The organism is Serratia sp. CMO1 (genome assembly GCF_015689115.1).
Taxonomy (GTDB): Bacteria; Pseudomonadota; Gammaproteobacteria; order Enterobacterales; family Enterobacteriaceae; genus Serratia; species Serratia marcescens.
In genome coordinates, this window is the sequence record NZ_CP065032.1 from 2055110 (window position 1) to 2078998 (window position 23889).

Below are 23889 nucleotides of genomic sequence, written 5' to 3' on the forward strand. Positions count from 1 at the left end.
TCACAAAGCGGAAAAAAACAGGGCCCGGCATTGCCGGGCCCTGAGGAAAACGCGAAAGTTAATCGCGCGGAATGGCGGTGCCCCAGGTTTTCCAGTCCTTCGGCTCTTCCGGATTCAGCAGGAAGTGCTTGTTCGGCGTCGCTTTCGGCGCCAGTGGAATGGTCGGCGGCGTGGCGAAGGCGATGCCGCCGCGGATGAACTGCTGGAAGGTGCCGCTCTTGATCACGCCGCCGGTCAGGCCGAACTGCAGGTTGTAACCCGACGCCAGCCAGAACACGCTGTTGTTGCGCACCAGATGTTGATACTTCTTGCTGATGCGCAGCGCAACGTGCACCCGGTCGGACATGGCGCCAAGGTAGAAACCGGTGATGGTGCCGACCTCCACGCCGCGGAACAGCACCGGCGTGCCGATCTGCAGCGAGCCGGTTTCGGCCGCGTCGAGCACGACGCTCAGGCCATCGAGATAGCGCGAGTCGGTGATGCTGGCCTGCTGCAGCTCGAAGGTGCGCAGCTCGCGGCCGCGCCCCGGCTCCACGTTGATATAAGGTTGAAGCAGGGTATCGAGATTGCTGACGCCGGCGGCGGAGATCTCCGGCGACACGATCGAGAAGCGGCTGCCGAGGCGCGCGAAGGTCTGCACGTATTCCGGATACAGCACCGCTTTGGCCAACACTTCGTTGCGCTCCGGCGCCAGCTGCAGCGACTCCACCTGGCCGACGTCGATGCCGAGGTAGCGCAGCGGCATGCCCGCCGACAGCTTGCTGGCGTCATAGGTTTTCAGCGTGATTTGGCTGCCCACCGCGCGGGCGGCGGTTTCGCTGGCGTACAGCACGCGGTTGGCGCCCTTGTTCAGCGTCACGCCCTGTAGATTATCGAAGCTGATGGCGCCTTTCAGCGCGCGGTTGAGCGGCGAAGCCTGCACCGTCAGCCCGCTGCCGTTGAGCTGCACCTTGGCGCCGCCTTCGGCCCAGAAGATGCTTTCGCGCGTCAGCAGCTTGCGGTATTCCGGGCTGATGTAGACGTCCACCTCAAACTCGTTGGCCTTCGGCCGAACGTTGACGATCTCGCCCACCTGGAATTTGCGGTACAGCACTACCGAGCCGGCCTGCACGTCCGGCAGGCTGGTGGCGCTGAGGGTCAGGGTGGTGGCGGGGGCGTTGCCGACGATGCCTTCCTCGGCTTTTTCGCTGTTGGCGTACAGCGGGTATTGGCCGCCCGGTTCCCCCTTGCTGCCGGGAATAATGCGCACGCCGCCGTCTACCCATTCCTGGGCGCTGGCGCCAAGCACTTCCATACCGTCAATGCCCAGCTTGACGTCGAGACGGCTGTTGACCACGAATTTACTGTCTTTGTGCAGCAGGCCGCGGTACTGCGCGTCGATGGCGGCGGTGAATACCACGCCGCCGGCGGTCAGCGTGCGGCTCAGGATTTGGCCGACTTTCACGCCGTGCACCACCAGCGGCTGCCCGACGTCGATGCCGTAGCTTTGCGGCGCATTCAGCGTAACGGTCAGCACGCCAGGCTGTTGCAACAGCGTTTCGCTGCTGTCCAGCACGTTGAAGCGCTGCTGCGGCTCGCCTTCGCCCGGCACCAGTTCCAGCGTGGTGCCGGTCAGCAACTGGCTAAGCTTGGCGTCGTTGAGGCTGATGCGCGGGCTGCGCATCACGATGCGGGTGCCGCTGCGCATCAGATCGACCACCGAAGGATCGATGGTCAGTTCACCGACCACTTTGCTGTCCTGTTGCAACGTCAGCTTGGTCAGGGTGCCGACCTGCAGCCCTTGGTACATCAGCGGCGTGCGGTTTTCGCTCAGGCTGTTGCCGCTCGGCAGATCCAGCAGGATATTGACGCCGCGCTGGCTGTGGGCCAGATCAGGATACAGGGTATAGCTCTGATCGCCCTTGGCCTGCTGGCCATCGGCCGGAGAATCGAAGGCAATGGCGCCGTTGACCAGCGCCGCCAGGCTCTCCATCTGCACCGTGGCGCCGGACAGGCTAAAATCGCCCTTGAAGCCGGAAACGTTCCAGAAGCGGCTGTTGCTCTTCACCAGGTTGGCGAAGCGGCGGTCGATCAGCACGTCGATGGTCACGCCCTTGTTGCCTTCGCTGATGGTGTAGTCATACACCTTGCCGACCGGAATTTTACGGTAGTAGACCAGCGAGCCGCTGTTGAGCGAGCCGAGATCGTCGGCGTGCAGGTGAATCATCAGTTCACCGGTGTTCAGGCGGTACTTCGGCTGGGTATCGAGCGCGGTGAAGTGGGTTTGCTCCTTGCCGCTGCCGGGCATCATGCCGATATAGTTGCCGCCGACCAGCGCATCGAGGCCGGACACCCCGGCCAGCGAGGCCTTGGGCGTCACCAGCCAGAACTGAGTGCCTTCGCGCAGCGAGTCTTCCAGATCGCTTTTGATGCTGGCCTCCACCACGATGCTGCGCAGATCTTTGCTCAGGCTGATTTTTTGCACCGTGCCGACCTCAACGCCCTGGTAGCGCACCGGCGTGCGGCCGGCAACGATGCCCGCCGCCGATTGGAAATCGATGGTGACGGTGGTGCCGCGCTCCTGGACATTGTTATAGACCAGCCACCCGGCGATCAGCAGGGCGATGAACGGCAGTAACCAGAACGGTGAAATGCGGCGTTTGTTCTTGACCCGCGCTTCAGTCGGTGTAGTCGGCGTTTCCTGTTGCATGTGCATCCCAAATCAATCGGCTATCGAGCCATTCAACGGCAAGAATAGTCAAAATGACCGCCGAGCCAAAGTAAAACGCGGCCGGTCCCATAGTAAAAGATAACAGTTGATCGCGATTTACCAGCGACATCATCAAGGCGATAACGAACAGATCGAGCATCGACCAGCGGCCGATCCAGGTGACCAGGCGCAGCAGACGAATGCGCGTCTTCAGACTGTGCGAGGTTTTGAAGTGGATGCTCAGCAACAGCGTGATCAGCACGATCACCTTGGTGAAGGGCACCAGCACGCTGGCGATGAACACGATGGCGGCGATCGGCACGTTGCCGGAGGTGGCCAGTGAGACCACGCCGGAGAAGATGGTGTCTTCCAGCCGCACGCCGTTGGCGTAAATGATGGAAATCGGCAGCAGGTTGGCCGGTATCAGCAGGATCATCGCCGCGATCAGCGCCGCCCAGGTTTTCTGCAGGCTGTAGGGCTGGCGGTGGCACATCGGCACATGGCAGCGCGGGCAGCGGCCGCGCGCGTCAGGGTAGCCGGTATAGTGGCAGGACAGGCAAATATGCAGCGCCGCCGGCGGGCCTTCCGGCTGTTCCTGCGGATAGTAACGCTCCCACAGCTGCTCCAGGTTAGCGTGGATCAGCGTCAGGATGCTGAGCAGGGTGAGCGACAGGTAGGCGATTAGCGCGCTGCCCGCCTGGATGTCGGCGTAATCCTGCACCTTGATGGCCGCCACCGCCATGCCGATCAGATAAATGTCCAGCATCACCCACTCTTTCAGCCGTTCCAGCATCAGCAGCACCGGGCGCAGGTTCATGCCGAGCGCGTGGCCGAAGCGCAGGTACAGCAACGACAGCGCCAGCGTCAGCGGGGCGCCGAGGGTGCAAAACGCCACCATGCTGGCGGTGAGCGGATCGCCCTGGCGGCTCATCTGCCAGATGCCCTCCAGCAAACTGGCGTCGATGCGCGTGCCGAGCAGGCGGATGCTGATCAGTGGTTCGGTGAAGGCGAACGGCATCAGCAGCAGCATGGTGATCGCCATGGCGGTCAGACGCGTCATCGACCAATCGCGGCCGTGCACCACCTTGGCGTTGCAGCGCGGACAATAAGCGGCCTGATTGCCGCTGAGCGGCGGCAGCATGAACAGCAGATCGCACTCGCAGCAGCGTTGGTGGCGCGCTTTGGAAAGGGGGGCGGTGATCGCGTGTATTTTCATTTTTGACAAGTCGCTGCCCTTGAGCCCGCCGGAACTGTCAGCGTAGCTGAAAAATAAACCGGCCGCGTCACTGGCGATCGGGCGCCGGACGGTAAAACGAGGTAAACCGGGATTCTGAGCGGCAAACATACCCCGAGCGACGGGGTTTTGTGAAGCAACAGATGATTAACCTTGTGGCTATACGCATTTAATGCTTATTTTATAGGGCCTAAGCTTTGGGCTTCTGGCCATCTTCACTGTTTCAATGGTTATCACATGACAAAAGAACAATTCTACGCGGAATTAAAACGTGATCTGAGCGCGTTGCTCGGCGGGGAGACCAACTTTATCGCGGCGCTGTCCAACGCCAGCGCCTTGCTCAACGAGCGTCTGGATGACGTGAACTGGGTCGGTTTCTATCTGATGGAGGGCGAACAGCTGGTGCTGGGGCCGTTCCAGGGCAAGATCGCCTGCGTGCGCATCCCGGTGGGCAAGGGCGTGTGCGGCACGGCGGTGGCGGAAAATCGCGTGCAGCGCGTCGGCGACGTGCATGCGTTCCCGGGCCATATCGCCTGCGATGCGGCCAGCAACGCGGAAATCGTGCTGCCGCTGGCGGTTGGCGGCCGGACGATCGGCGTTTTGGATATCGATAGCACGGTTTATCAACGCTTCGACGAACGGGACGAAGCGGGCCTGAAAGCAGTGGTGGCGGGGCTTTGTGAGCAACTGGAACAGTGCGACAGTGCGAAATATGTGACTGTGGCGGCAAGTTGATCGACGGTTAACGTGGCAATTACCGATGGCGTCATTATAATGACGCCTGTTCATGCCTGTGGCTTGTTGGCAATACCGTTGTAATCAGGAAATTTCATGGAAAATCAACCTAAGTTGAACTCTAGTAAAGAAGTCATTGCTTTTCTTGCCGAGCGTTTTCCGCTCTGCTTTAGCGCCGAAGGCGAAGCTCGTCCGCTGAAAATCGGTATTTTTCAGGATTTGGTAGAGCGCGTGCAGGGGGAAGAGAATCTCAGCAAAACGCAATTGCGTTCTGCCCTGCGCCTGTACACCTCAAGCTGGCGTTACCTGTACGGCGTTAAAGTCGGCGCGCAGCGCGTCGATCTGGACGGCAATCCGTGCGGTGAACTGGAACAGCAGCATGTCGATCATGCTCGCCAGCAGCTTGAAGAAGCCAAAGCGCGCGTTCAGGCACAGCGTGCCGAACAAAACGCCAAAAAACGTGAAGCCGCCGGCGAATCCGCCGATGCTGCGCCACGCCGTCCGCGTCCAGCCGGTAAAAAGCCCGCTGCACGTCGCGAAGGCGGAGCCGTGCCGGAAAACCGCAAGCCGCGCCCACAAACTCGCCCACAGCCCGCTCGCCAACCTCGTGTAGCCAAAGAGGAAAGCCAGCCGCGTTATGCGCCAGTCACGGATATCTCTAAACTGCAAATTGGCCAGGAAATCAAAGTCAGAGCAGGCAAGAGCGCGATGGATGCTACCGTACTCGAAATCGCTAAAGATGGCGTACGTGTGCAGCTCTCTTCCGGTCTGGCGATGATTGTGCGCGCAGAACACTTGCAGTTCTGATACGGAGGCCAACCCAGGCATGAACAAATTCGTCAGATTAACAGCGATTGCAGGGCTGCTGTGGGCGGGTGTCAGTTACGGCGCGGAAACAGCCAACATCCGCATCGGCCAACTGCCCCAACTGCAACAGGAACCCCAGCACGCTACGGTGAGTGAGCGCGTTACCTCGCGCTTCACTCGCTCTCATTACCGCCAGTTCGCCCTTGACGCGGAGTTTTCAGGCAAGATCTTCGATCGCTACCTGAACATGCTGGACTACAACCATAACGTATTGCTGGCTTCCGACGTGGCGCAGTTCGCCGGCAAACGCAATCAGGTTGGCGAAGAGCTGAAAACCGGCAAGCTGGACACCTTCTACGCGCTGTTCAATCTGGCGCAGAAACGCCGTTTCGAGCGTTATACCTATGCGTTGTCGTTGCTGGACAAGCCGATGAACTTCACCGGCAACGGCACTATCGATCTCGACCGCAGCAAAGCGCCGTGGCCGAAAGACAAGGCCGAGCTGGATAGCCTGTGGGATGCGAAAGTCACCTATGACGAGCTGAACCTCAAGCTGACCGGCAAGACCGACAAAGAAATCCGCGACACGCTGACCAAGCGCTATCAGTTCGCCATCAAGCGCCTGACGCAAAGCAACAGCGAAGACGTCTTCCAACTGGCGATGAATGCCTTTGCGCATGAAATCGACCCGCACACCAACTATCTGTCTCCGCGCAATACCGAGCAGTTCAACACCGAGATGAGCCTGTCGCTGGAAGGCATCGGCGCGGTGCTGCAGATGGATGACGACTACACCCTGATCAACTCGATGGTGCCGGGCGGCCCGGCGGCGAAGAGCAAGGCGATCACCGTAGGCGATCGCATCGTCGGCGTCGGCCAGGCCGGCAAACCGATGGTGGACGTGATCGGCTGGCGTCTGGACGACGTGGTGTCGTTGATCAAAGGGCCGAAGGGCAGCAAGGTGCGCCTGGAAGTCCTGCCGGCCGGCAAGGGCACCAAAACCCGCGTGGTCACCTTGACCCGCGAGCGCATCCGCCTGGAAGACCGCGCGGTGAAAATGACCATCAAGACCGTCGGCAAAGAGAAGGTGGCGGTGTTCGACATCCCCGGCTTCTACGTCGGTCTGACCGATGACGTGAAAGTGCAGCTGCAGAAGATGGCCAAGCAGAACGTCAAGAGCGTGATCATCGACCTGCGCACCAACGGCGGCGGCGCGCTGACTGAAGCGGTGTCGCTGTCCGGCCTGTTCATTCCGAGCGGCCCGGTGGTGCAGGTGCGCGATAACAACGGCAAAGTGCGTGAAGATGCCGACACCGACGGCGTGACCTACTACAAAGGCCCGCTGGTGGTGCTGGTCGATCGCTTCAGCGCCTCCGCCTCCGAGATCTTCGCGGCGGCGATGCAGGATTACGGCCGCGCGCTGATCGTCGGCGAACCGACCTTCGGTAAAGGCACCGTGCAGCAGTACCGTTCGTTGAACCGCATCTACGATCAGATGCTGCGCCCTGAGTGGCCGGCGCTCGGTTCGGTGCAGTACACCATTCAGAAGTTCTACCGCGTCAACGGCGGCAGCACCCAGCGCAAGGGCGTGACGCCGGACATTCTGATGCCGACCGGCGTCGATCCGGCGGAAACCGGCGAAGCGTTTGAAGACAACGCCATGCCGTGGGACAGCATCAATGCGGCGACCTACAGCAAGACCGGCGATATGACGCCGTTCGAGCCGGAACTGCTGAAAGATCACCAGCAGCGCATTGCGCAAAATCCGGAGTTCCAGTACATCGCGCAGGATATCGCGCATTACAAGGCGCTGAAGGATAAACGCAACATCGTGTCCCTCAATCTGGCGGTGCGCGAGAAAGAGAACCACGATGACGACGCGACCCGTCTGAAACGCATCAACGAGCGCCTGGAGCGCGCGGGCAAGAAGCCGCTGAAATCGCTCGACGATCTGCCGAAGGATTACCAGGAACCGGATCCGTACCTGGATGAATCTGTGCATATCGCGCTGGACCTGGCTCATCTGGAAAAAGATCAGCCCGCTCAGCAGCCAACGCCGGCCAAATAAGGCCGCCTACGGCAGGATGAAAAACGCACCCTCGGGTGCGTTTTTTTATGGCGACGCGAAGGCCAGCCTCCCTGCTGGATGAAGGGAGGCGGGCTGATGCATCGCCTGACAAATTTAGGGTAAAAAAACTCCGCCTTACGCAACAATCGTTTACAATTTGCCAAATCCCGGTCGCGCGCCGTTTTTGTAAAGTTTCGTATTTTTAGTAGGTTAATGACGCGCGACTCTTGAAACTGTGACGAATGCCCATACGATCTAGGGTATCTTAGACAGCGTTTTGTTAACATTTATGAGGAAGTAAACATTTTATGATGCGTATAGCTCTGTTCCTGCTCACCAACCTGGCGGTGATGTTGGTTTTCGGGCTGGTGCTCAGCCTGACAGGAATCCAATCCAGTAGCGTTCAGGGCCTGATGATCATGGCCGGTCTGTTCGGCTTCGGCGGCGCTTTCGTGTCGTTGCTGATGTCCAAGTGGATGGCGCTGCGCTCCGTCGGCGGGGAAGTGATTGAACAACCGCGTAACGAAACCGAAAACTGGCTGCTGGAAACGGTACGCCGTCAGTCGCAGCAGGCGGGCATCGCCATGCCGCAGGTCGCTATCTACCACGCGCCGGACATCAACGCCTTTGCTACCGGCGCACGCCGCGACGCCTCGCTGGTCGCCGTCAGCACCGGCCTGCTGCAGAGCATGAGCCGCGACGAAGCGGAAGCGGTCATCGCGCACGAAATCAGCCACGTTGCCAACGGCGATATGGTGACCATGACCCTGATTCAGGGCATCGTGAACACCTTCGTCATCTTCATTTCACGCCTGATCGCGCAGGTCGCCGCCGGTTTCCTCGGCAACCGCGACGGTGATGGCGAAGGGGAAGGCAACGGCAACCCGATGATTTACTTCGCGGTGTCGATGGTGCTGGAACTGGTGTTCGGCATCCTGGCGAGCATCATCACCATGTGGTTCTCGCGTCACCGCGAGTTCTATGCCGACGCCGGCTCCGCCAAACTGGTGGGCCGCGAGAAGATGATCGCCGCCTTGCAGCGTCTGAAAACCAGCTATGAACCGCAGGAAGCGGGCAGCATGATGGCGTTCTGCATCAACGGCAAATCCAAGTCGTTCAGCGAGCTGTTCATGTCGCATCCGCCGCTCGACAAGCGTATCGAAGCGCTGCGTTCCGGCCAGTACCTGAAATAATCGGCTGAATGAAAGGAAAACCCCGGCTTGCCGGGGTTTTTTTTATGGCATACCTGAACCGCTTGGTCAGCGGCGGTGACGGATTCAACAATGAAATTCGGCAATGAATGGGGTAAAGCGCCTCACCAAAGTCTACGGGCGTTAATGCTGCGCAGCAGCGTCCGAAGTCCCTGAAGCCCACCTGAAAATAGCGTCTTTCTGCCTCTCAGCCTGGGCAGGTGCGATGCCCGTTCACCCGGTGAGTGGGTAAGCCGCATCGTGCTCGGTCACGGCCGGCTGTTTGGCTTTGGAGGCGCATGTTATATGCTTTGGCGCAATGACATTTGTCCCTGAGGCCCTATGAAAATCAACCACCTTCCCTTACTCAACGGTGATGAGCTACCGGCGCGCCTGGCCGAATTGACAAGCGGTATCGCCGATGCGGTTGCGGAACTGTTCAACCGGCATGATGACGATGCTGAACAGCCGGCTATTCGCTGGCATTCAGGCGATCTTCACCTCCCGGCATTTTTCCCCGACGAGCACGACAGCCACGAGTACGATTACCTGATCGTGGACGGCGATGTGATCGTGGAAGGATGCCTGGCGGTGTCACCGCAGCGCGAGGACGGCGGCATTGTCGTGCTGGGTCGGCTGCAGGCGGATACGCTGATTTGCTGGGGCGGACTGGTCGTGCGTGATGATGTCCGCATACGCCACGCCTATTGCAGCTCAGGAAACGACGGCGCATTCGTGGTGGGGGGAGACCTGACCGCGCTCACTCTGGTAGAGACGGGGGAGTTTATCCATGTCCATGGCGATCTCGACGCGCGGTGTCTCGCTTCGTTGCAGAACTTCGTTCAGGTTGACGGAGACACGCGCTGTGATTGCCGCATCGACAGCGCGCAGGCCGAAGATCTGATAAAGCGGATGTTCGTCCCTGGCTTACTGAAGGGCTTCGAGGGGGTGGATAACGACGGCCAACGCATTGTTGGCTGGTATCCGGATGACGACGCCTATTTAGCGTGTCTACGACAAGGCCGCAGCCCTTTGAGGAGCGGCGACTGACGCCAGGCCTGCATCGCACTCGACGCGGCCCGGCTCAGGCAGGCCGCGACGGTTTTAAAATCGATTGGGTTCCGGCTCTTTCAATGTCCTCTATTTCACCTCGCGGCTGGGCTGCGCCGTTTGCGCGGTCGATTGGGTGATGCGCAGGCCGCTGACCGCCGCCGCCAGGGTAGCGAACACGCCGGCCAGGATCAGCGAAGCGTGGGTGCCGGAGGTAGGGAACAGGTTGAACATCAGCGCCACCAGCGCGGCCCCCGAGGTTTGCCCCAGCAGGCGGGCGGTGCCCAGCATGCCGCTGGCGCCGCCGCTGCGGTTGCGCGGCGCGGCGGAGATGATGGTGTGGTTGTTGGGCGACTGGAACAGGCCGAAGCCGGCGCCGCACAGCACCATGCGCCAGATGATGTCCATATTCGACGGCGCCGCCGGCAGCAGCGCCAGCGAAAACAGCCCGAGCGCGAACAGCGCCAGCCCAATACAGCCCAGCAGGCCGGCGTGCACGCGCTCCACCAGCCGACCGGCGATCGGCGCCATCACCACGATCGCCAGCGGCCACGGCGTCAGCAGCAGCCCGGTCGCCACCTCGTCGCGGCCCAATGCACTTTGCAGGAAGAACGGCAACGACACCATCGCCAGCATTTGCGCGGCGAACGAACAGATTGAGGTGCCCATCGACAGGGCGAAGATCGGGATACGCAGCAGGTCGACGGGCAGCAGAGGGAATTCCTGGCGCAACTGACGGCGCACGAACACCGCGCCAATCGCCAGCAGTGCGGCGATTTCGCTGAAGATCAGCGTCAGGCTCTGGCCCTGGGCGAAGCCGCTGATGGCGGTGATCAGCAGGCCGAAGGTCAGCGCGTTCAGCACCGCGCTGGTGGGATCGAAACGGCGGTTATCGCTTTTCTGGCCGTTGGCCGGCAGGAATTTCATCCCCAGCAGCAGCGCGACGATGCCGATCGGCAGGTTGATGGCGAACAGCCACTGCCAGGACGCGACCGACAGGATAGCGGCCGCCACCGTCGGCCCGGCCGCCGAGGAGCAGGCGACAATCAGCGAGTTGATGCCCATGCCGCGGCCGAGAAAACGCTGCGGGTAGATGATGCGGATCAGCGCGGTGTTGACGCTCATGATGGCGGCGGCGCCAAAGCCCTGCAGCACGCGGGCGATGGTCAGGGTGAGCAGCGAGTCGGACAGGGCGCAGAACAGTGAGGTGATGCTGAACACCAGCAATCCGGCCTGATAGATGCGGCGATAGCCGACCAGATCGCCGAGCGACGCCAGCGACAGCAGAGACACGGTGATCGCCAACTGATAGGCGTTGACTACCCAAATGGAGCTGGCCGGGCTGGCGTTGAGATCGCGAGCGATGGTGGGCAGCGCCACGTTGGCTATCGCGCCGTCGAGCACGGATACGGTAATGCCGAGGGCGATGGCGAGGATCGCCCCATAGCGTTGCGGGACGGGGAGGCCGTCGGAACAAGGACGCATGTTGGTCTCAGCGGTATTTATTCAGGGGAGTATTATCATGCTAATCATATTCGCCCGTGATTGCATGCCCCTTGTCCGCTTAATTGTAAACGGCGGTGAGCGGGCCAACGGTTATCCATTTGGCTTCAATTGCTTAGCGTTCAGCCGCGTTGCGCGCTGCGATCTGTTCCGATTATACTGAAACCCTTGTTTAAATTTCCTGAAACAAAACCGTTAAGTAGGGTATGCACCATGGCTAACGCAGATTCAGACAAGCAACCGGATGCCGTCTCATCCGTGATGAAAGTGTTCGGCATTCTGCAGGCGCTTGGCGATGAGCGCGAGATTGGCATTACCGAACTGTCCCAACGGGTGATGATGTCCAAAAGCACCGTCTACCGTTTTCTGCAGACCATGAAAGCGCTGGGCTACGTTTCGCAGGAGGGCGAGACGGAAAAGTATGCGCTGACGCTCAAGCTGTTCGAACTGGGCGCCAAATCGTTGGAGAACGTCGATCTGATCCGCAGCGCCGACGTGCAGATGCGCGAACTGTCGAACCGCACCCGCGAAACCATCCACCTCGGCGCTCTGGATGAGGACGGTATCGTCTATATCCACAAGATCGACGCGATGTACAACCTGCGCATGTATTCGCGCATCGGTCGCCGTAACCCGCTGCACAGCACCGCCATCGGTAAAGTGCTGCTGGCCTGGCGCGATCGGGATGAGGTGGCGCAGATCCTGTCGCAGATGGAATTTACCCGCAGCACCGAGCATACCTTGGCCAGCGCCGCCGAACTGTTGCCGGTGCTGGATCGGGTACGAGCGCAGGGATTCGGCGAAGATGCCGAAGAGCAGGAGGCGGGGATCCGCTGCATCGCCGTACCGGTCTTCGATCGGTTCGGGGTGGCGATCGCCGGGCTGAGCATCTCTTTCCCGACGCTGCGTTTTTCCGACGCGGCGCGGGAGGAGTATGTGGCGTTGCTGCACGTCGCCGCCCGACGCATTTCCGAGCTGCAGGGCTATCACGACTACCCGTTCTGACCCTTCGTTTCTAAAAAACAAGGCGCCGCCATGGCAGCGCCTTGTTGCTATTTTGCGCCCGGCGTCAGCCGCTGCGCAATCCGCTCCAGCACTAACATCAGCAACAGCGTGGCCGCCACCAGGATCATGGTCAGCGTCGCGCCGTTGGCGATGCTGCCGCGATCGGTCAGGCTGAAGATCGTGACCGGCAGCGTCGCCCAACTCGGCGGGTAGATCATCATGGTCGCGCCGAGCTCCCCCATCGACAGCGACAGGCTGAGCGCGAAGGCGGAGATCATGTAGGGGGCGATCATCGGCAGGGTGACGTGGCGCAGGCGGAACAGCGGCGAAGCGCCCAGGCTGGCGGCGACGTTCTCGTAGTCGCCAGGTAGCCGGGTCAACCCGGCCATCACGTTGCCGAAGGTAAAGGCGGAAATCAGCACGAAGTGAGCGGCGGGCACGATCAGGAAGGTGCCGTTCATCTGCAGCGGCCCCTGGCTGAACGCCACCAGCATCCCCAAACCGATAGAGACCGAAGGCACCGCGCTGGGAATGAAAAACAGCGTGCCCAGCAGTCGTCGGCCGCGCTCAGGCGCGTGGCGCAGCGCCAGCGCCGCCCAGGTGCCGCACAACAGCGCGAACAGGCTGGCGCTGAAACCGATAGCCAGACTGGCGACCAGCGCGTCCCAGGAGGCGCCGCTGAACGCCTGGCGGAAGTGGTTGAGGGTGAAACCGCTCGGCAGCACGCCGTTCCACTGTTCACTGAGGCTGGACATCAGGATCACCGCCAGCGGCAGGCAGAAGAACAGGGCGAACAGCGAGATCGTCAACGTGCAGGTCAGGGTGCGTCCGGTGCGGGACCATATCAACATCGTCAGTTCCTCAGCCCGGCGCGCGCCGCGGCGTAGCGGTAAAGGGAGAACAGCCCGAGCGACAGCGCGATATTCACGACGGCGATCGTGCAGGCGACGGCGTAATCCGACTCCAGAATCGCTTTGGTGTAGACCATCATCGGCAGCGTGGTGACGCCCTTGGCGCCGATAAACAGCACGATGCCGAACTCATTGGTGGTCAACAGCAGGCACAGGCTGCCACCGGCCAGCAAGGCCGGCAGCGCGGCCGGTAAAATCACCTGGCGCACCACGCGCCCCGGCCGGGCGCCGAGAATGCTGGCGGCCTCGAGCTGGCTGCGATCGATCTGCGACAATGCCGCCATCAGCGGGCGCATCACCAGCGGCGTAAACACGGTGATTTCCGCCAGGATCACCCCCCAGATGGAGTAAAGAAAGTCCACCGGCGGCAGGGTGAAACCGAAGGCCGTCATCAGCGTGCCGTTCAGCAGACCGGCGGAGCCGTAGATAAAGGTGAAGGCCAGCGTGATCAGGAAGGTCGGCATGGCGATAAAGGTATCGATCACCCGGGCGATCAGTCGGCTGCCGGGGAACGGCGTGAACACCAGCAGCAGCGACAGCAGGGTGCCGAGCACCAGGCAGCCCAGCGTCGCCAGCAGCGCAATCTGCAGCGTGTTGAGCAGAGCGCTGACAAAGCGCCGGGATTCGAACACCTGTTGCAGCGCGGCGGCGCTGAATAGCCCCTGATCGTCGGTAAACGCCTGTTTGACGATCAGCGCCAACGGGTAGAAAAACAGCGTCGCCAGCACCAGCAGCGGCAGCAGGATCCACAGACTGCGCGGGAAACGCAGCCGCAGGGCCGGGCGAATAAGCGTAGAGTCGGTCATGTCAGTCCTCGATCAGTACCGCATCGTCGGGGGCGAAATAGAGCGGCACGCGCTCGCCGATCTGCGGCATCCGGCTGCGATGGGTGGTGACCACGCGCAGCGAATGGCCTTGTACCTCGAACTGCAGGTGCGTCAGCTCCCCCTGCCAATGAATATCGCGCAGCGTGCCGATGAGGCAGTTGCTGCGCTGGGCGTCGGCATCAAGCGCAATATGCTGCGGCCGGATGCACAGCAGCTTGTCGAAGCCGCGTTGTGCGCCGTAGGTGAAACAGCCGATCACTTTGCCGGCGCAGCTGACGGTGGTCATGCCTTGCTGCGCGGTAGTCTCAAGGGCGGTGGCCGGCAGCAGGTTGGCGCGGCCGAGAAACTCGGCGGCGAAGCGGTTCGTCGGATGGTGGTACAACGCGCGGGTTTCGCCGTGGGCGATCAGGTGGCCGTCGCGCATGATGCCGATCTTATCCGCCAGCGTCAGCGCTTCCCCCTGATCGTGGGTGACGTACAGGATGGTCAGATCCGGCAGCTCGCGGTGCAGGCGGGCGATCTCTTCCACCATGCTGTGACGGATTTGCGCGTCCAGCGCCGACAGCGGCTCATCCAGCAGCAAGACTTTGGGGCGCACCGCAATGGCGCGAGCGATCGCCACCCTCTGCTGTTGGCCGCCGGAAAGCTGGCTGGGATAGCGCTTGGCGTAGGCGGACATGCCGACGATGGCCAACGCTTCTTCGACGCGCTCGGCGGTCAGGCCGCGCGGCTTGCCTTGCGCGCGCAGGCCGAACGCCACATTGTCCTCGACGCGCATATGCGGAAACAGCGCGTAGTTCTGTACCACCATGCCCAGGCCGCGCTCATAGGGCGGCACGTCGGTGACATCGATGTCACCGATGGCGATGCGTCCGGCGGAGGGCTGCACGAATCCGGCGATCGCCCGCAGCACGGTGGTTTTACCCGAGCCGGAGGGGCCGATCAGCGCCAGCACTTCGCCGGGGGCGATGGTGAGCGTGAGGGGTTTCAGCACCTCGGTGCCGCGATACGACACGCTGACGCGGTTGAGCTGAATGCCCGACGGCCCGGCGATGTCGAGGCTGCTATCCCGCGCCTCGGCGCGGGAAGAGAGGGTAGAAGGCATCGTCAGCGTCATTCGGTCACCTGGCGCCAGCGGGAGATATCGGCGGACAGGCTGTTCACCACCTGGTTCCAGTCCGGCGCCCAGATGTCCACGCCTTTCAGCGCCGCCTGCGACTGCTTGAAGTTATCGTCGGTCGGGGTGACGTCCTTGCGCACCGGCATACCGTAGGAAATGGCGCTGACGCTACTCTGCGCTTCTTTGCTCAGCAGGAAGTCGATCAGTTTTTTGCCGTTGGCGCTTTGCGGCGCGCCTTGCACCAGGCCGATATAGTAAGGCAGCACCAGCGTGCTGCGTTTGCCGTCCGGCCCGGCCGGCCAGAACACCTTCACGTTCGGATTGCTGCGCATCTGCGCCAGATTCATCTGCAGATCGCCGTTGGCCACCAGCAACTCGCCTTTATTGACCAGCGCGGTCAGCTTGCCGGTGGAGGCCGAAGGGCCGACGTTGTTGCTTTGCAGCTTGCCGAGGTAGTCGAAACCGGCATCTTTGCTGCCGAAGCTGTGAAACGCCTGCAGCATCACCGCGGTGCCGTCACCCGCCTGACCCGGCGTGGAGTACTGCAGCTTATTGCGGAATTGCGCGTCCAGCAGTTGTTGATAGCTGGCGGGCGCCTGCGGCAGCAGTTTGGCGTTATAGATGAAGCTCAGGTAGTTGTTCACCAGCGGCACGAACTGCGGCTGGGCGTCGGCGATCTGCGCCGCATCCTGCGGGGTGAAATCCTGCAGCAGTTTTTCCGCGGCGGCGCGCTGGATGAACGGCGGCAGCGTCACCAGCACGTCGGCCTGCGGGTTGCTGCGCTCCTTCGACAGGCGCTCCACGATGGCGCCGGAGCCGCCTTCGACGTACTGCACTTTGACGCCGGTCGCCTGGGTGAAGGCGTCGAACTGGGTTTGATACCAGCTGTGATCGCCGTCGTGCAGACCATCGGCGGAGTAGACGGTCACCACCGCGTCGGCGGCCCAGGCCGGCGCGGCGCCGAGTGCGATGGCGGTCATCACGACCAGACGAGAGAATTTCATAGCTTCAGCCTCACTGTTGCGGGTTTATGCGAAACTGGTATACACCAGATATGCGGCCAAGCTAATCGGCAAATATGACAAACAAATGAAAGCGGCAAAATATAGTTGCCGGCGACGGGGATTAGGCGTGGGAGAGAAAGGCGGAGCGGCAGGCGCAGCCCCGTCATGCAGGGGGTTAAAGCGTATCGACTTCGATGCGCAGGCTGTCGTGGCGCCAGTATTCGATATCGAAATCGAGAATGCGGCCGTGCTGATCGTAATTCAACCGGCGCAGTAGCAACGCGGGCAGGCCGACCATGGCGCCGAGCGCATTGGCGGCGCGATAAGGCAGGGCGGTCGGGTAGAACGACAGGTGCATGTTGCTGTAAATCAAATCGTAATGCTGCTGATAAACCTCGGTCAGGCTGCCGTTGAGATCGTGACTGAGCAGTGCCGGCACCCGCTGCGGCAGGCAGTGGTTCTCGCAATAGCAGATGGCGCGGCCGTCGGCATACCGCACGCGGCGCAGCAGATACACCTGATCGAACGGTTCGAGCGCCAGCGACTGCATCACGTCGAGCGGCACCGTGGTTTTTTCGCCGGACAGCAGCGCGGTGCGCGGCGTGCGCCCTTGCTCCTGACAGAGACGGTGGAAGTTGGTGTTCTGCGTCGGATCCAGCCACAGCCGTTCCGGCGTGACGAACCAGCCGCGGCGATCGGCGCGGTAGATGGCGCCGGTGGCTTCCAATTGCGCCAGGCTTTCGCGAATGGTGACGCGGGTGGTGGAGAAGATGGCGCACAGCTCGCGCTCCGAAGGCAGCTTATCGCCGGCCTGTAGCGCGCCGCGGGTGATGCGCGCCTGAAGCTGATCCTTGATCTGCAGGTAGTGAGGCATATCGCCCTGATGTTCTTTCATTTCATCTCGCTATGGCATCGGCCCGACATTCCGGCACGCGCTTATTATACATAGCCAGATGAATTTTTTGTTTCACCGCGCTTTGTCGTTTGACCGGGGCAGGAATTTGCCGCCACAATGTGCGCAATCTGGTATAGACCAATAGGTAAATAACATGTCCGATCGTAACTACCTGCTGTTGACCCCCGGCCCGTTGACCACGTCGAAAACGGTGAAAGAGGCGATGCTGTATGACAGCTGCACCTGGGATGAAGATTACAACCTCGGCGTGGTGCAGCGCATTCGCCAACGGTTGGTGGCGCTGGCGACGCCGTCCGCCGGTTATACCTCGGTGCTGCTGCAAGGCAGCGGCAGCTTCGCGGTAGAGGGCGTGCTGGGCACGGTCATCGGCCCGCAGGACAAGCTGCTGATCGTCAACAACGGCGCCTACGGGGCGCGGATGATCGAAATGGCGCGGCTGATGGATATCGACCACCACACTTTCGACTGCGGTGAGGTGAATGAACCGGATGTGACGGCGATGGAGGCGGTGCTGAAAAGCGATGCGCGCATCAGCCATATCGCCCTGGTGCACTGTGAAACCACCACCGGCATGCTCAACCCGCTGCAGAAGGTTGCCGGTCTGGCGGCGCGCAACGGCAAGACCTTTATCGTCGACGCCATGAGCAGCTTCGGCGGCATTCCGTTGGATGTGGACGCGCTGGGCATCGATTTTCTGATCAGCTCCGCCAACAAATGCATTCAAGGCGTGCCGGGCTTCGCTTTTGTCATCGCCCGCCGCAGCGAGCTGGAGAAATGCGCCGGCCGTTCACGCTCGCTGTCGCTGGATCTGTATGCCCAGTGGCGCTGTATGGAGGATCAGGCCGGCAAATGGCGCTTTACGTCGCCGACCCACACCGTGCTGGCCTTCGCGCAGGCGCTGAAAGAGCTGGAACAAGAGGGCGGCATTGCCGCGCGCCACCACCGCTATCAGACTAATCAGCGTCGGCTGGTGGCGGGCATGCGCGAGCTGGGCTTTGATACCCTGCTGGACGATGCGCTGCATTCGCCGATCATCACCGCGTTCTATTCGCCGAAGGCCGACACTTACCGCTTCGCCGAGTTTTATCAGCGCCTGAAGCAGCAAGGTTTCGTGATTTATCCCGGCAAAGTGTCGCAGAGCGACTGCTTCCGCATCGGCAACATCGGGGAAATTTATCCGCAGGATATCGAACGTTTGCTGGCGGCCGTCGGGCAGGCGATGTACTGGAATCAATAAGGATTGACCATGAAACAGATCAACGCAGTGATCCTCGACTGGGCCGGCACCACGGTGGACTTTGGTTCCTTTGCGCCGACGCAGATTTTCGTCGAGGCGTTCAAACACACCTTCGATATCGACATTAGCCTGGCGGAAGCGCGCATTCCGATGGGCCTCGGCAAATGGCAGCACATCGAGGCGCTGGGCAAACTGCCGGCGGTCGACGCGCGCTGGCGACAGAAGCTGGGCCGCTCGATGAGCCATCAAGACATCGACGCGCTGTATCAGGCGTTTATGCCGCTGCAAATCGCCAAAGTGATCGACTTCGCCGATCCCATTGAGGGCGTGCCGCAGGTGATTGCCGGGCTGCGCGAACAGGGCATTAAAATCGGCTCCTGCTCCGGTTATCCACGCGCGGTGATGGAGGTGCTGGCGCCGGCCGCCGCGCAGCGCGGTTACGCGCCGGATTACTGGGTCGCCACTGACGATCTCGCGGCCGGCGGGCGGCCGGGGCCGTGGATGGCGTTGCAGAACGCGATCGCGCTGGGCATCGATGCGGTGGCGCACTGCGTGAAGGTGGATGACGCGGTGCCGGGCATTGCCGAAGGGCTGAACGCCGGGATGTGGAGCGTCGGGCTGGCGCTGTCCGGCAACGAGTTCGGCGCTACCTGGTCGGAGTACCGTCAAATGGCGGCAGGGGAAATAGCGCAGCGCCGCACGGCGGCGGCCGATAAGCTGTACGCGGCGGGCGCGCATTATGTGATAGACACGCTGGCGCAATTACCGGATGTGATCGCCGATATCAACCGGCGGCTGGCGAACGGCGAGCGGCCGTAACGACCGAACGCGGGGCATAAAAAAACCGGGGATAATCCCCGGTTTTTTTGTTCTGAGACGGCGTTAGCGGTGAGCCAGTTCGACTTCGTCTTCGCTGTCCATCACGGCTTTGTCGGTTTGCTTCATCAGCTGGCTGGTGATGGTGCCTGCCGCCATGGAGCCGTTGACATTCAGCGCGGTGCGGCCCATGTCGATCAACGGTTCGACCGAGATCAGCAGCGCGACCAGCGTCACCGGCAGGCCCATCGCTGGCAGCACGATCAGCGCGGCGAAGGTGGCGCCGCCGCCCACGCCCGCCACACCGGCGGAGCTGAGGGTGACGATGCCGACCAGGGTGGCGATCCACACCGGATCCAGCGGGTTGATGCCGACGGTCGGCGCAACCATCACCGCCAGCATCGCCGGGTAGAGGCCCGCACAGCCGTTCTGGCCAATGGTGGCGCCGAACGACGCCGAGAAGCTGGCGATGGATTCCGGCACGCCCAGACGACGGGTCTGCGCTTCCACGTTCAATGGAATGCTGGCGGCGCTGGAGCGGCTGGTGAAGGCGAAGGTAATCACCGGCCACACCTTGCGGAAGAACTTCATCGGGTTCACGCCGGTGAAGGCCAGCAGGATGGCATGTACCACGAACATGATGGCCAGGCCGATGTAGGAGGCCACCACGAAGCTGCCGAGCTTGACGATGTCGTGAATGTTGGAACCGGCGACCACTTTGGTCATCAGCGCCAGCACGCCATACGGCGTCAGCTTCATGACCAGACGCACCAGCTTCATCACCCAGGCCTGTAGGGTGTCGATAGCCACCAGCACGCGCTCGCCTTTCGGCTTGTCGTCTTTCAGCAGCTGCAGCGACGCCACGCCGAGGAAGGTGGCGAAAATCACCACGCTAATGATCGACGTCGGGCTGGCGCCGGTCAGATCGGCGAACGGGTTTTTCGGGATGAACGACAGCACCATCTGCGGCACGGTCAGGTCGGCCAGTTTGCCCACGTAGTTGGTCTGGATCGCCGTCAGGCGCGCGCTTTCCTGCGCGCCCTGCACCAGGCCTTCGGCGGTCAGGCCGAACAGGTTGGTGACCAGCACGCCCACCAGCGCCGAGATCAGCGTGGTGAACAGCAGCGTGCCGATAGTCAGTACGCTGATTTTGCCCAGAGAAGAGGCGTTATGCAGCTTGGCCACCGCGCTCAGGATCGAGGCGAACACCAGCGGCATGACGATCATTTGCAGCAGTTGCACATAGCCGTTGCCGACGATGTTGAACCAGCTGATGGATTCTTTCAGTACCGGGTTGTCGGCGCCGTACACCAGCTGCAGGCCCAGACCGAACACCACGCCGACCACCAGGCCGACCAGCACTTTTTTCGCCAGGCTCCATTGCTTGTGGCGGGTTTGCGCCAGCAGCAAAAGGAGCGCGACAAACACCAGCACGTTAATCACGAGCGGAAGATTCATCCCCAATGTCTCCAATAATCTTTCTTATAAAAACGACAACGCATCACGTATGTCGCGATGTAAATATCGTAACAGTTTGCCGAGTGGCCCACTTATATCCAAATGGAATTTGATATAGCTTTTTGTGTGTTTTTGTTTGTTTTATATACATCAAGGTGATGGGTTAAGCGTTTTTTTGTGATCAGAGTCTGATATTTCTGATTTGCTCGACATAGGATTGCACCGGCAGGGTGAAATCACCTTGCCAGCAGATGGCAAACGCCACCAGGCACAGACACAGCACCCGCTCCAGCTGGTTGCCTTTTTGCGAGTTGAGCAGCGGCAGGCGAAAACGCCAGCGGCATGGCCACAGCAGCGGCACGCCGGCGGGGGTGAGCATATCGGCCAGCAGATGGCTGAAGTAACCGATGATCATGGCGTGCAGCGCGTCGGCCGGGATCGGCCAACTGCGCGGCACGTCCAGCTGGAACAGCGCCATGCCGCCGGCGATCGCCAGCAGGCTGTGGGTGAAACCGCGGTGGCCGAAGGCGCGGGCGATGGGCAAGGCGATCCAGCGCAGGCGCTGGCCCAGCACCGACTTGGGGTGATCGATGTCCGGCAGCAGCGAGGTCAGCAGCGCGGCGGGTATGATGTGCCACCAGTCGCCGGTAGCCAGCTCTGGCGTGACTTCCGCCTTCTTGGCGAAGATCGCGCAAGCGACAGAGAAAATGAGATGTCCTTCCGCGGTCATGCTGTTGCGATTCCGGCTGGTAAACTGTTAATTTATCCAGTATATGGGAAAATTCCCAGTAGTGGAAGCAGTTACCCTGTAACCAATTGTTTATTTTTCCCGATTTTACAACGGCTTGTTACGGCAATGCGTAACAAATCATCGCTTTTGACGGGCGTGAACAAAAAGCGGGCAATGGGCGGTGCGGAACGGAGAGAAATAAGGGCGGTTTTCAGTACGCGGCGGCGGGAGGAAGCGGCGGCCGCGAAGAGCGCTGCGTGGCAGTGACAACGCTCCGCGGACCGTCGCTTTCCTGCCGCCCAGCATAATAATAACAACATGCTAATTCAATAATAATGAAACGCTGTTTTGTTTATTTTGCAGTACGGATCCCTTTTATGACGCAGAGCGGCAAACGCAGGGCGCCGGCGGCCGGCGCCGCTGGTCAGGCAAAGTGAGCGGCAGTGAGCTGTTCCAGGGTCTCCAGCTTGTGGTCTGCCAGCGCCCAGCGCGGATCGTGACGGTATTCGGCCGCCGGGATGACGATGGAACGCATGCGCGCGGCCTTGGTGGCGATCATGCCGTTAAAGGAGTCTTCCAGCGTGATGCAGCGCAACGGATCGCTGCCCAAGCGTTCGGCGGCGATCAGGTAGACCTCTGGATGCGGTTTGCTGTACGGCAGGTATTCGGCGGAAACCAGCTGATCGAAGTAACCTTCAAGATCGAACATCTTCAGCACCTGCCGTTGCATGTGCAGCGGCGAGGCGGAGGCGAGACCGATGTTCAGCCCCTGACTGCGGCACAGCTCCAGCGCCTGCTGGACGCCCGGCAGCAGCGGGCGCGTCTCGTGCACCAGCTCGATGGCGCGCTCGATAATCCGCGCCGACACCTCATCGAGCGAAACCCCTTGCCACGGCATCGCCTGGTACCACATCTTCACCACCAGATCGATGCGCAGCCCCAGCGTGTCCGGCAGCTTGTGACGATCGGACAGATCCAAACCCAGCGCACCGAAGATATCCAGCTCGGCCTGCAGCCACAGCGGTTCCGAGTCGATCAACAAGCCGTCCATATCAAAAATTGCGGTTTCAATGCGTTGCGAATAAGCCATTAGCGGTTAACTCCTGTCGGCGCGGGTGAATGTGCCGACACTCTATCATCGCCGGCGGCGAGACTAAAATCTTTGCCTGCGCGTGTGGCTTTTGCCAAAGCGAAGGATAGTCCACATTTCGCGTAGCTTTAACCACCAACGTTGGTGCTGGCGCTCGGTAACCTGTTGCAACATGCGCGCATAGTCCAGCACCAAGCCTGGCGTCCAGGTCATGCTTTCGCCACGGCTGCGCAGTACCGCCAGCATCCACAGGTTGGGATCCAGCACCAGCAGCAGAAAACGGCGCCACAGATGTTTATCGCCCAGCACGCCTTCCAACGCGCTGTCGAGCGCGCCGATGACCGTGGTGGAGCAGTTGCGCCGAGTCAGGTTGTAGGTGGCGTCCTGCCGATAACGCAGCCAGAATGCGCGCAGCGCCGCCGGGTTATAGCGGTAGAACTGAATTTTCTTGTCCGGTGGGCACCAGGCGGCGATCTCGCCCGGCAGGTCGGGCAGGAAACGCCCGTCGACGTTGTTCTGTTCGCCGGCATGCAACAACTGGCGGAAATCCTGAACGGAATGGCTGATGTCGTTGAGCGGGTAGTGACTGATATACACATCCGGCGCGAGCGCCAGAGCGGCGTGACCGGTGGAGATATTGCCGCCGCCGTCGACCGCCGCGATGTATCGGTCGACGATGTAACGCCGGCGCGGATCTTTAGCCGCACCAATCGGTGTCCAGACATACACCGTGAGCGGCGCAGTCTCATCCTCCGGGGGCGGTGGCTGCCGCACGGGGTGCTGATTCAGAGAGAAGCTTGTCAGTCTGCGGGCGATACGCAATAAGGCCCAGCCGGAAAGCACCATCATCACGCCGAGGCAAAAGGGCACCGTCATCCGATGCGGCGCTGGCCAGCCGACAAAAATCATCAATGAAAGCAGGATCTCGCCGCCGCCCGCCAGCGCCACGCCTTTCCATCGACTGTGTTGAATCACCGTGGAGGAGGCGATGCGCACGGCGCCGTCAAGCAGCAGCGCGCTGCCAAACACCACGGTGGCGACGATGTTATCGTCTGCGGGCACGTCCAACGTTAAAAAGGCCATAAACACGAAGCCCAGCCCCTTCAGCAGCACCGGCCTGCTGGCCGAAGAGCCGATCACCAGCGCGGCGGATATCGCCACCAGTCCCTCCAGCGCCAGGATGATCGCCAGCGCATCCAGCGCCAGCATGGACCGGCCATCCTGCAGTATGTCGAACAGCATCAGCGCCCCTGCGGCTATCCACAGCCAACCGAACAGCACCAGCAGGCGGCGCTGGCCGTGCAGCGCCTGCGCGCCCAGCAATAAGATAATCAGTCGAATCATGGCGGCCTCTGCCCGAATGGATAACGTTATCTCTTCAATGATAGTGCCCGGATATCGTTAAGCAGTTGATTTTGTCGAATTCGGCTAAGCTTGTAGCACAGCGGGAATGAAGAAAACGGTGGGCGAGTTTCGCCAACTGCAGGTAGACTTAGCCG

At 61.2% G+C, this 23889-nt stretch carries 20 protein-coding genes; 8 read left to right on the forward strand and 12 right to left on the reverse strand.

Features of this window, described 5'->3' with window-relative positions; all coding sequences use genetic code 11:
* Positions 1 to 58: 58 nt before the first annotated feature.
* Positions 59 to 2689 (reverse strand): PqiB family protein, encoded by a 2631-nt coding sequence (locus tag IT763_RS09865; RefSeq protein WP_015377667.1) that lies wholly within the window; start codon positions 2687 to 2689, stop codon positions 59 to 61.
* The gene (gene yebS, locus IT763_RS09870; protein ID WP_028128162.1) at positions 2658 to 3905 is read right to left on the reverse strand and encodes a membrane integrity lipid transport subunit YebS; all 1248 of its coding nucleotides are present in this window, start codon (positions 3903 to 3905) and stop codon (positions 2658 to 2660) included. Before yebS ends, IT763_RS09865 begins: the two co-directional genes overlap by 32 nt.
* Before the next feature lie 255 nt (positions 3906 to 4160).
* On the opposite strand from yebS, the gene IT763_RS09875 reads away from it, so the two are divergent.
* From IT763_RS09875 to IT763_RS09895, 5 genes are all read left to right on the forward strand, one after another.
* Entirely contained in the window at positions 4161 to 4658 is a 498-nt protein-coding gene (locus IT763_RS09875; RefSeq protein WP_097102273.1) for a GAF domain-containing protein, read from the forward strand.
* A 96-nt stretch (positions 4659 to 4754) separates the two neighbouring features.
* Positions 4755 to 5465, forward strand: a complete 711-nt coding sequence (proQ, locus tag IT763_RS09880) for an RNA chaperone ProQ (RefSeq protein ID WP_206195379.1) — start codon at positions 4755 to 4757, stop codon at positions 5463 to 5465.
* A gap of 19 nt (positions 5466 to 5484) precedes the next feature.
* Positions 5485 to 7533 carry a carboxy terminal-processing peptidase gene (gene prc, locus IT763_RS09885; protein WP_016927999.1) on the forward strand — a complete coding sequence of 683 codons (2049 nt, stop codon included), beginning with the start codon at positions 5485 to 5487 and terminating at the stop codon, positions 7531 to 7533.
* A 308-nt stretch (positions 7534 to 7841) separates the two neighbouring features.
* A complete protein-coding gene (gene htpX, locus IT763_RS09890; protein ID WP_016927998.1) occupies positions 7842 to 8726 on the forward strand; it encodes a protease HtpX in 885 nt (294 codons plus the stop codon).
* 339 nt (positions 8727 to 9065) lie between these two features.
* Complete coding sequence (locus tag IT763_RS09895) at positions 9066 to 9773, forward strand: hypothetical protein (protein WP_049300223.1); 708 nt, start codon at positions 9066 to 9068, stop codon at positions 9771 to 9773.
* Positions 9774 to 9863: 90 nt separating this feature from the next.
* On the opposite strand, the gene IT763_RS09900 is transcribed toward IT763_RS09895, so the two are convergent.
* Entirely contained in the window at positions 9864 to 11258 is a 1395-nt protein-coding gene (locus IT763_RS09900; RefSeq protein WP_049300224.1) for an MFS transporter, read from the reverse strand.
* Between the two features lie 231 nt (positions 11259 to 11489).
* Between IT763_RS09900 and kdgR the strand changes: the two genes are divergently transcribed.
* Positions 11490 to 12281, forward strand: coding sequence for a DNA-binding transcriptional regulator KdgR (kdgR, locus tag IT763_RS09905; protein WP_206195380.1), 792 nt, complete (start codon positions 11490 to 11492; stop codon positions 12279 to 12281).
* Positions 12282 to 12328: 47 nt separating this feature from the next.
* On the opposite strand, the gene IT763_RS09910 is transcribed toward kdgR, so the two are convergent.
* The 5 genes from IT763_RS09910 to phnR all read right to left on the reverse strand — a co-directional run bounded on the left by IT763_RS09910 (position 12329) and on the right by phnR (position 17038).
* Positions 12329 to 13132 carry an ABC transporter permease gene (locus IT763_RS09910; RefSeq protein WP_033640530.1) on the reverse strand — a complete coding sequence of 268 codons (804 nt, stop codon included), beginning with the start codon at positions 13130 to 13132 and terminating at the stop codon, positions 12329 to 12331.
* 2 nt (positions 13133 to 13134) lie between these two features.
* Entirely contained in the window at positions 13135 to 13998 is an 864-nt protein-coding gene (gene phnU / locus IT763_RS09915) for a 2-aminoethylphosphonate ABC transporter permease subunit (protein ID WP_016927992.1), read from the reverse strand.
* Between the two features lies 1 nt (position 13999).
* Positions 14000 to 15124, reverse strand: coding sequence for a 2-aminoethylphosphonate ABC transport system ATP-binding subunit PhnT (gene phnT, locus IT763_RS09920; RefSeq protein WP_046688468.1), 1125 nt, complete (start codon positions 15122 to 15124; stop codon positions 14000 to 14002).
* Between the two features lie 8 nt (positions 15125 to 15132).
* The gene (locus IT763_RS09925) at positions 15133 to 16143 is read right to left on the reverse strand and encodes a 2-aminoethylphosphonate ABC transporter substrate-binding protein (RefSeq protein WP_016927990.1); all 1011 of its coding nucleotides are present in this window, start codon (positions 16141 to 16143) and stop codon (positions 15133 to 15135) included.
* Positions 16144 to 16318: 175 nt separating this feature from the next.
* On the reverse strand, positions 16319 to 17038 hold the full coding sequence (phnR, locus tag IT763_RS09930) for a phosphonate utilization transcriptional regulator PhnR (protein ID WP_048795867.1): 720 nt from the start codon (positions 17036 to 17038) through the stop codon (positions 16319 to 16321).
* A gap of 154 nt (positions 17039 to 17192) precedes the next feature.
* Here phnR and phnW point away from each other — a divergent pair, with 154 nt between their 5' ends.
* Both phnW and phnX read left to right on the forward strand, forming a co-directional pair.
* Positions 17193 to 18296, forward strand: coding sequence for a 2-aminoethylphosphonate--pyruvate transaminase (gene phnW, locus IT763_RS09935; protein WP_206195381.1), 1104 nt, complete (start codon positions 17193 to 17195; stop codon positions 18294 to 18296).
* 9 nt (positions 18297 to 18305) lie between these two features.
* Positions 18306 to 19115: a phosphonoacetaldehyde hydrolase gene (gene phnX, locus IT763_RS09940; RefSeq protein WP_049300226.1), complete on the forward strand. Its 810-nt coding sequence runs from the start codon at positions 18306 to 18308 to the stop codon at positions 19113 to 19115.
* A gap of 63 nt (positions 19116 to 19178) precedes the next feature.
* Here phnX and IT763_RS09945 read toward each other — a convergent pair whose 3' ends face one another.
* From IT763_RS09945 to IT763_RS09960, 4 genes are all read right to left on the reverse strand, one after another.
* Positions 19179 to 20570, reverse strand: a complete 1392-nt coding sequence (locus IT763_RS09945) for an L-cystine transporter (RefSeq protein ID WP_176063306.1) — start codon at positions 20568 to 20570, stop codon at positions 19179 to 19181.
* A gap of 181 nt (positions 20571 to 20751) precedes the next feature.
* Positions 20752 to 21300, reverse strand: a complete 549-nt coding sequence (locus IT763_RS09950; protein WP_004931456.1) for a metal-dependent hydrolase — start codon at positions 21298 to 21300, stop codon at positions 20752 to 20754.
* 424 nt (positions 21301 to 21724) lie between these two features.
* Positions 21725 to 22390, reverse strand: coding sequence for a hexitol phosphatase HxpB (gene hxpB, locus IT763_RS09955; RefSeq protein WP_033640522.1), 666 nt, complete (start codon positions 22388 to 22390; stop codon positions 21725 to 21727).
* 63 nt (positions 22391 to 22453) lie between these two features.
* Complete coding sequence (locus tag IT763_RS09960) at positions 22454 to 23734, reverse strand: HdeD family acid-resistance protein (RefSeq protein WP_151254713.1); 1281 nt, start codon at positions 23732 to 23734, stop codon at positions 22454 to 22456.
* Positions 23735 to 23889 lie beyond the last annotated feature (155 nt).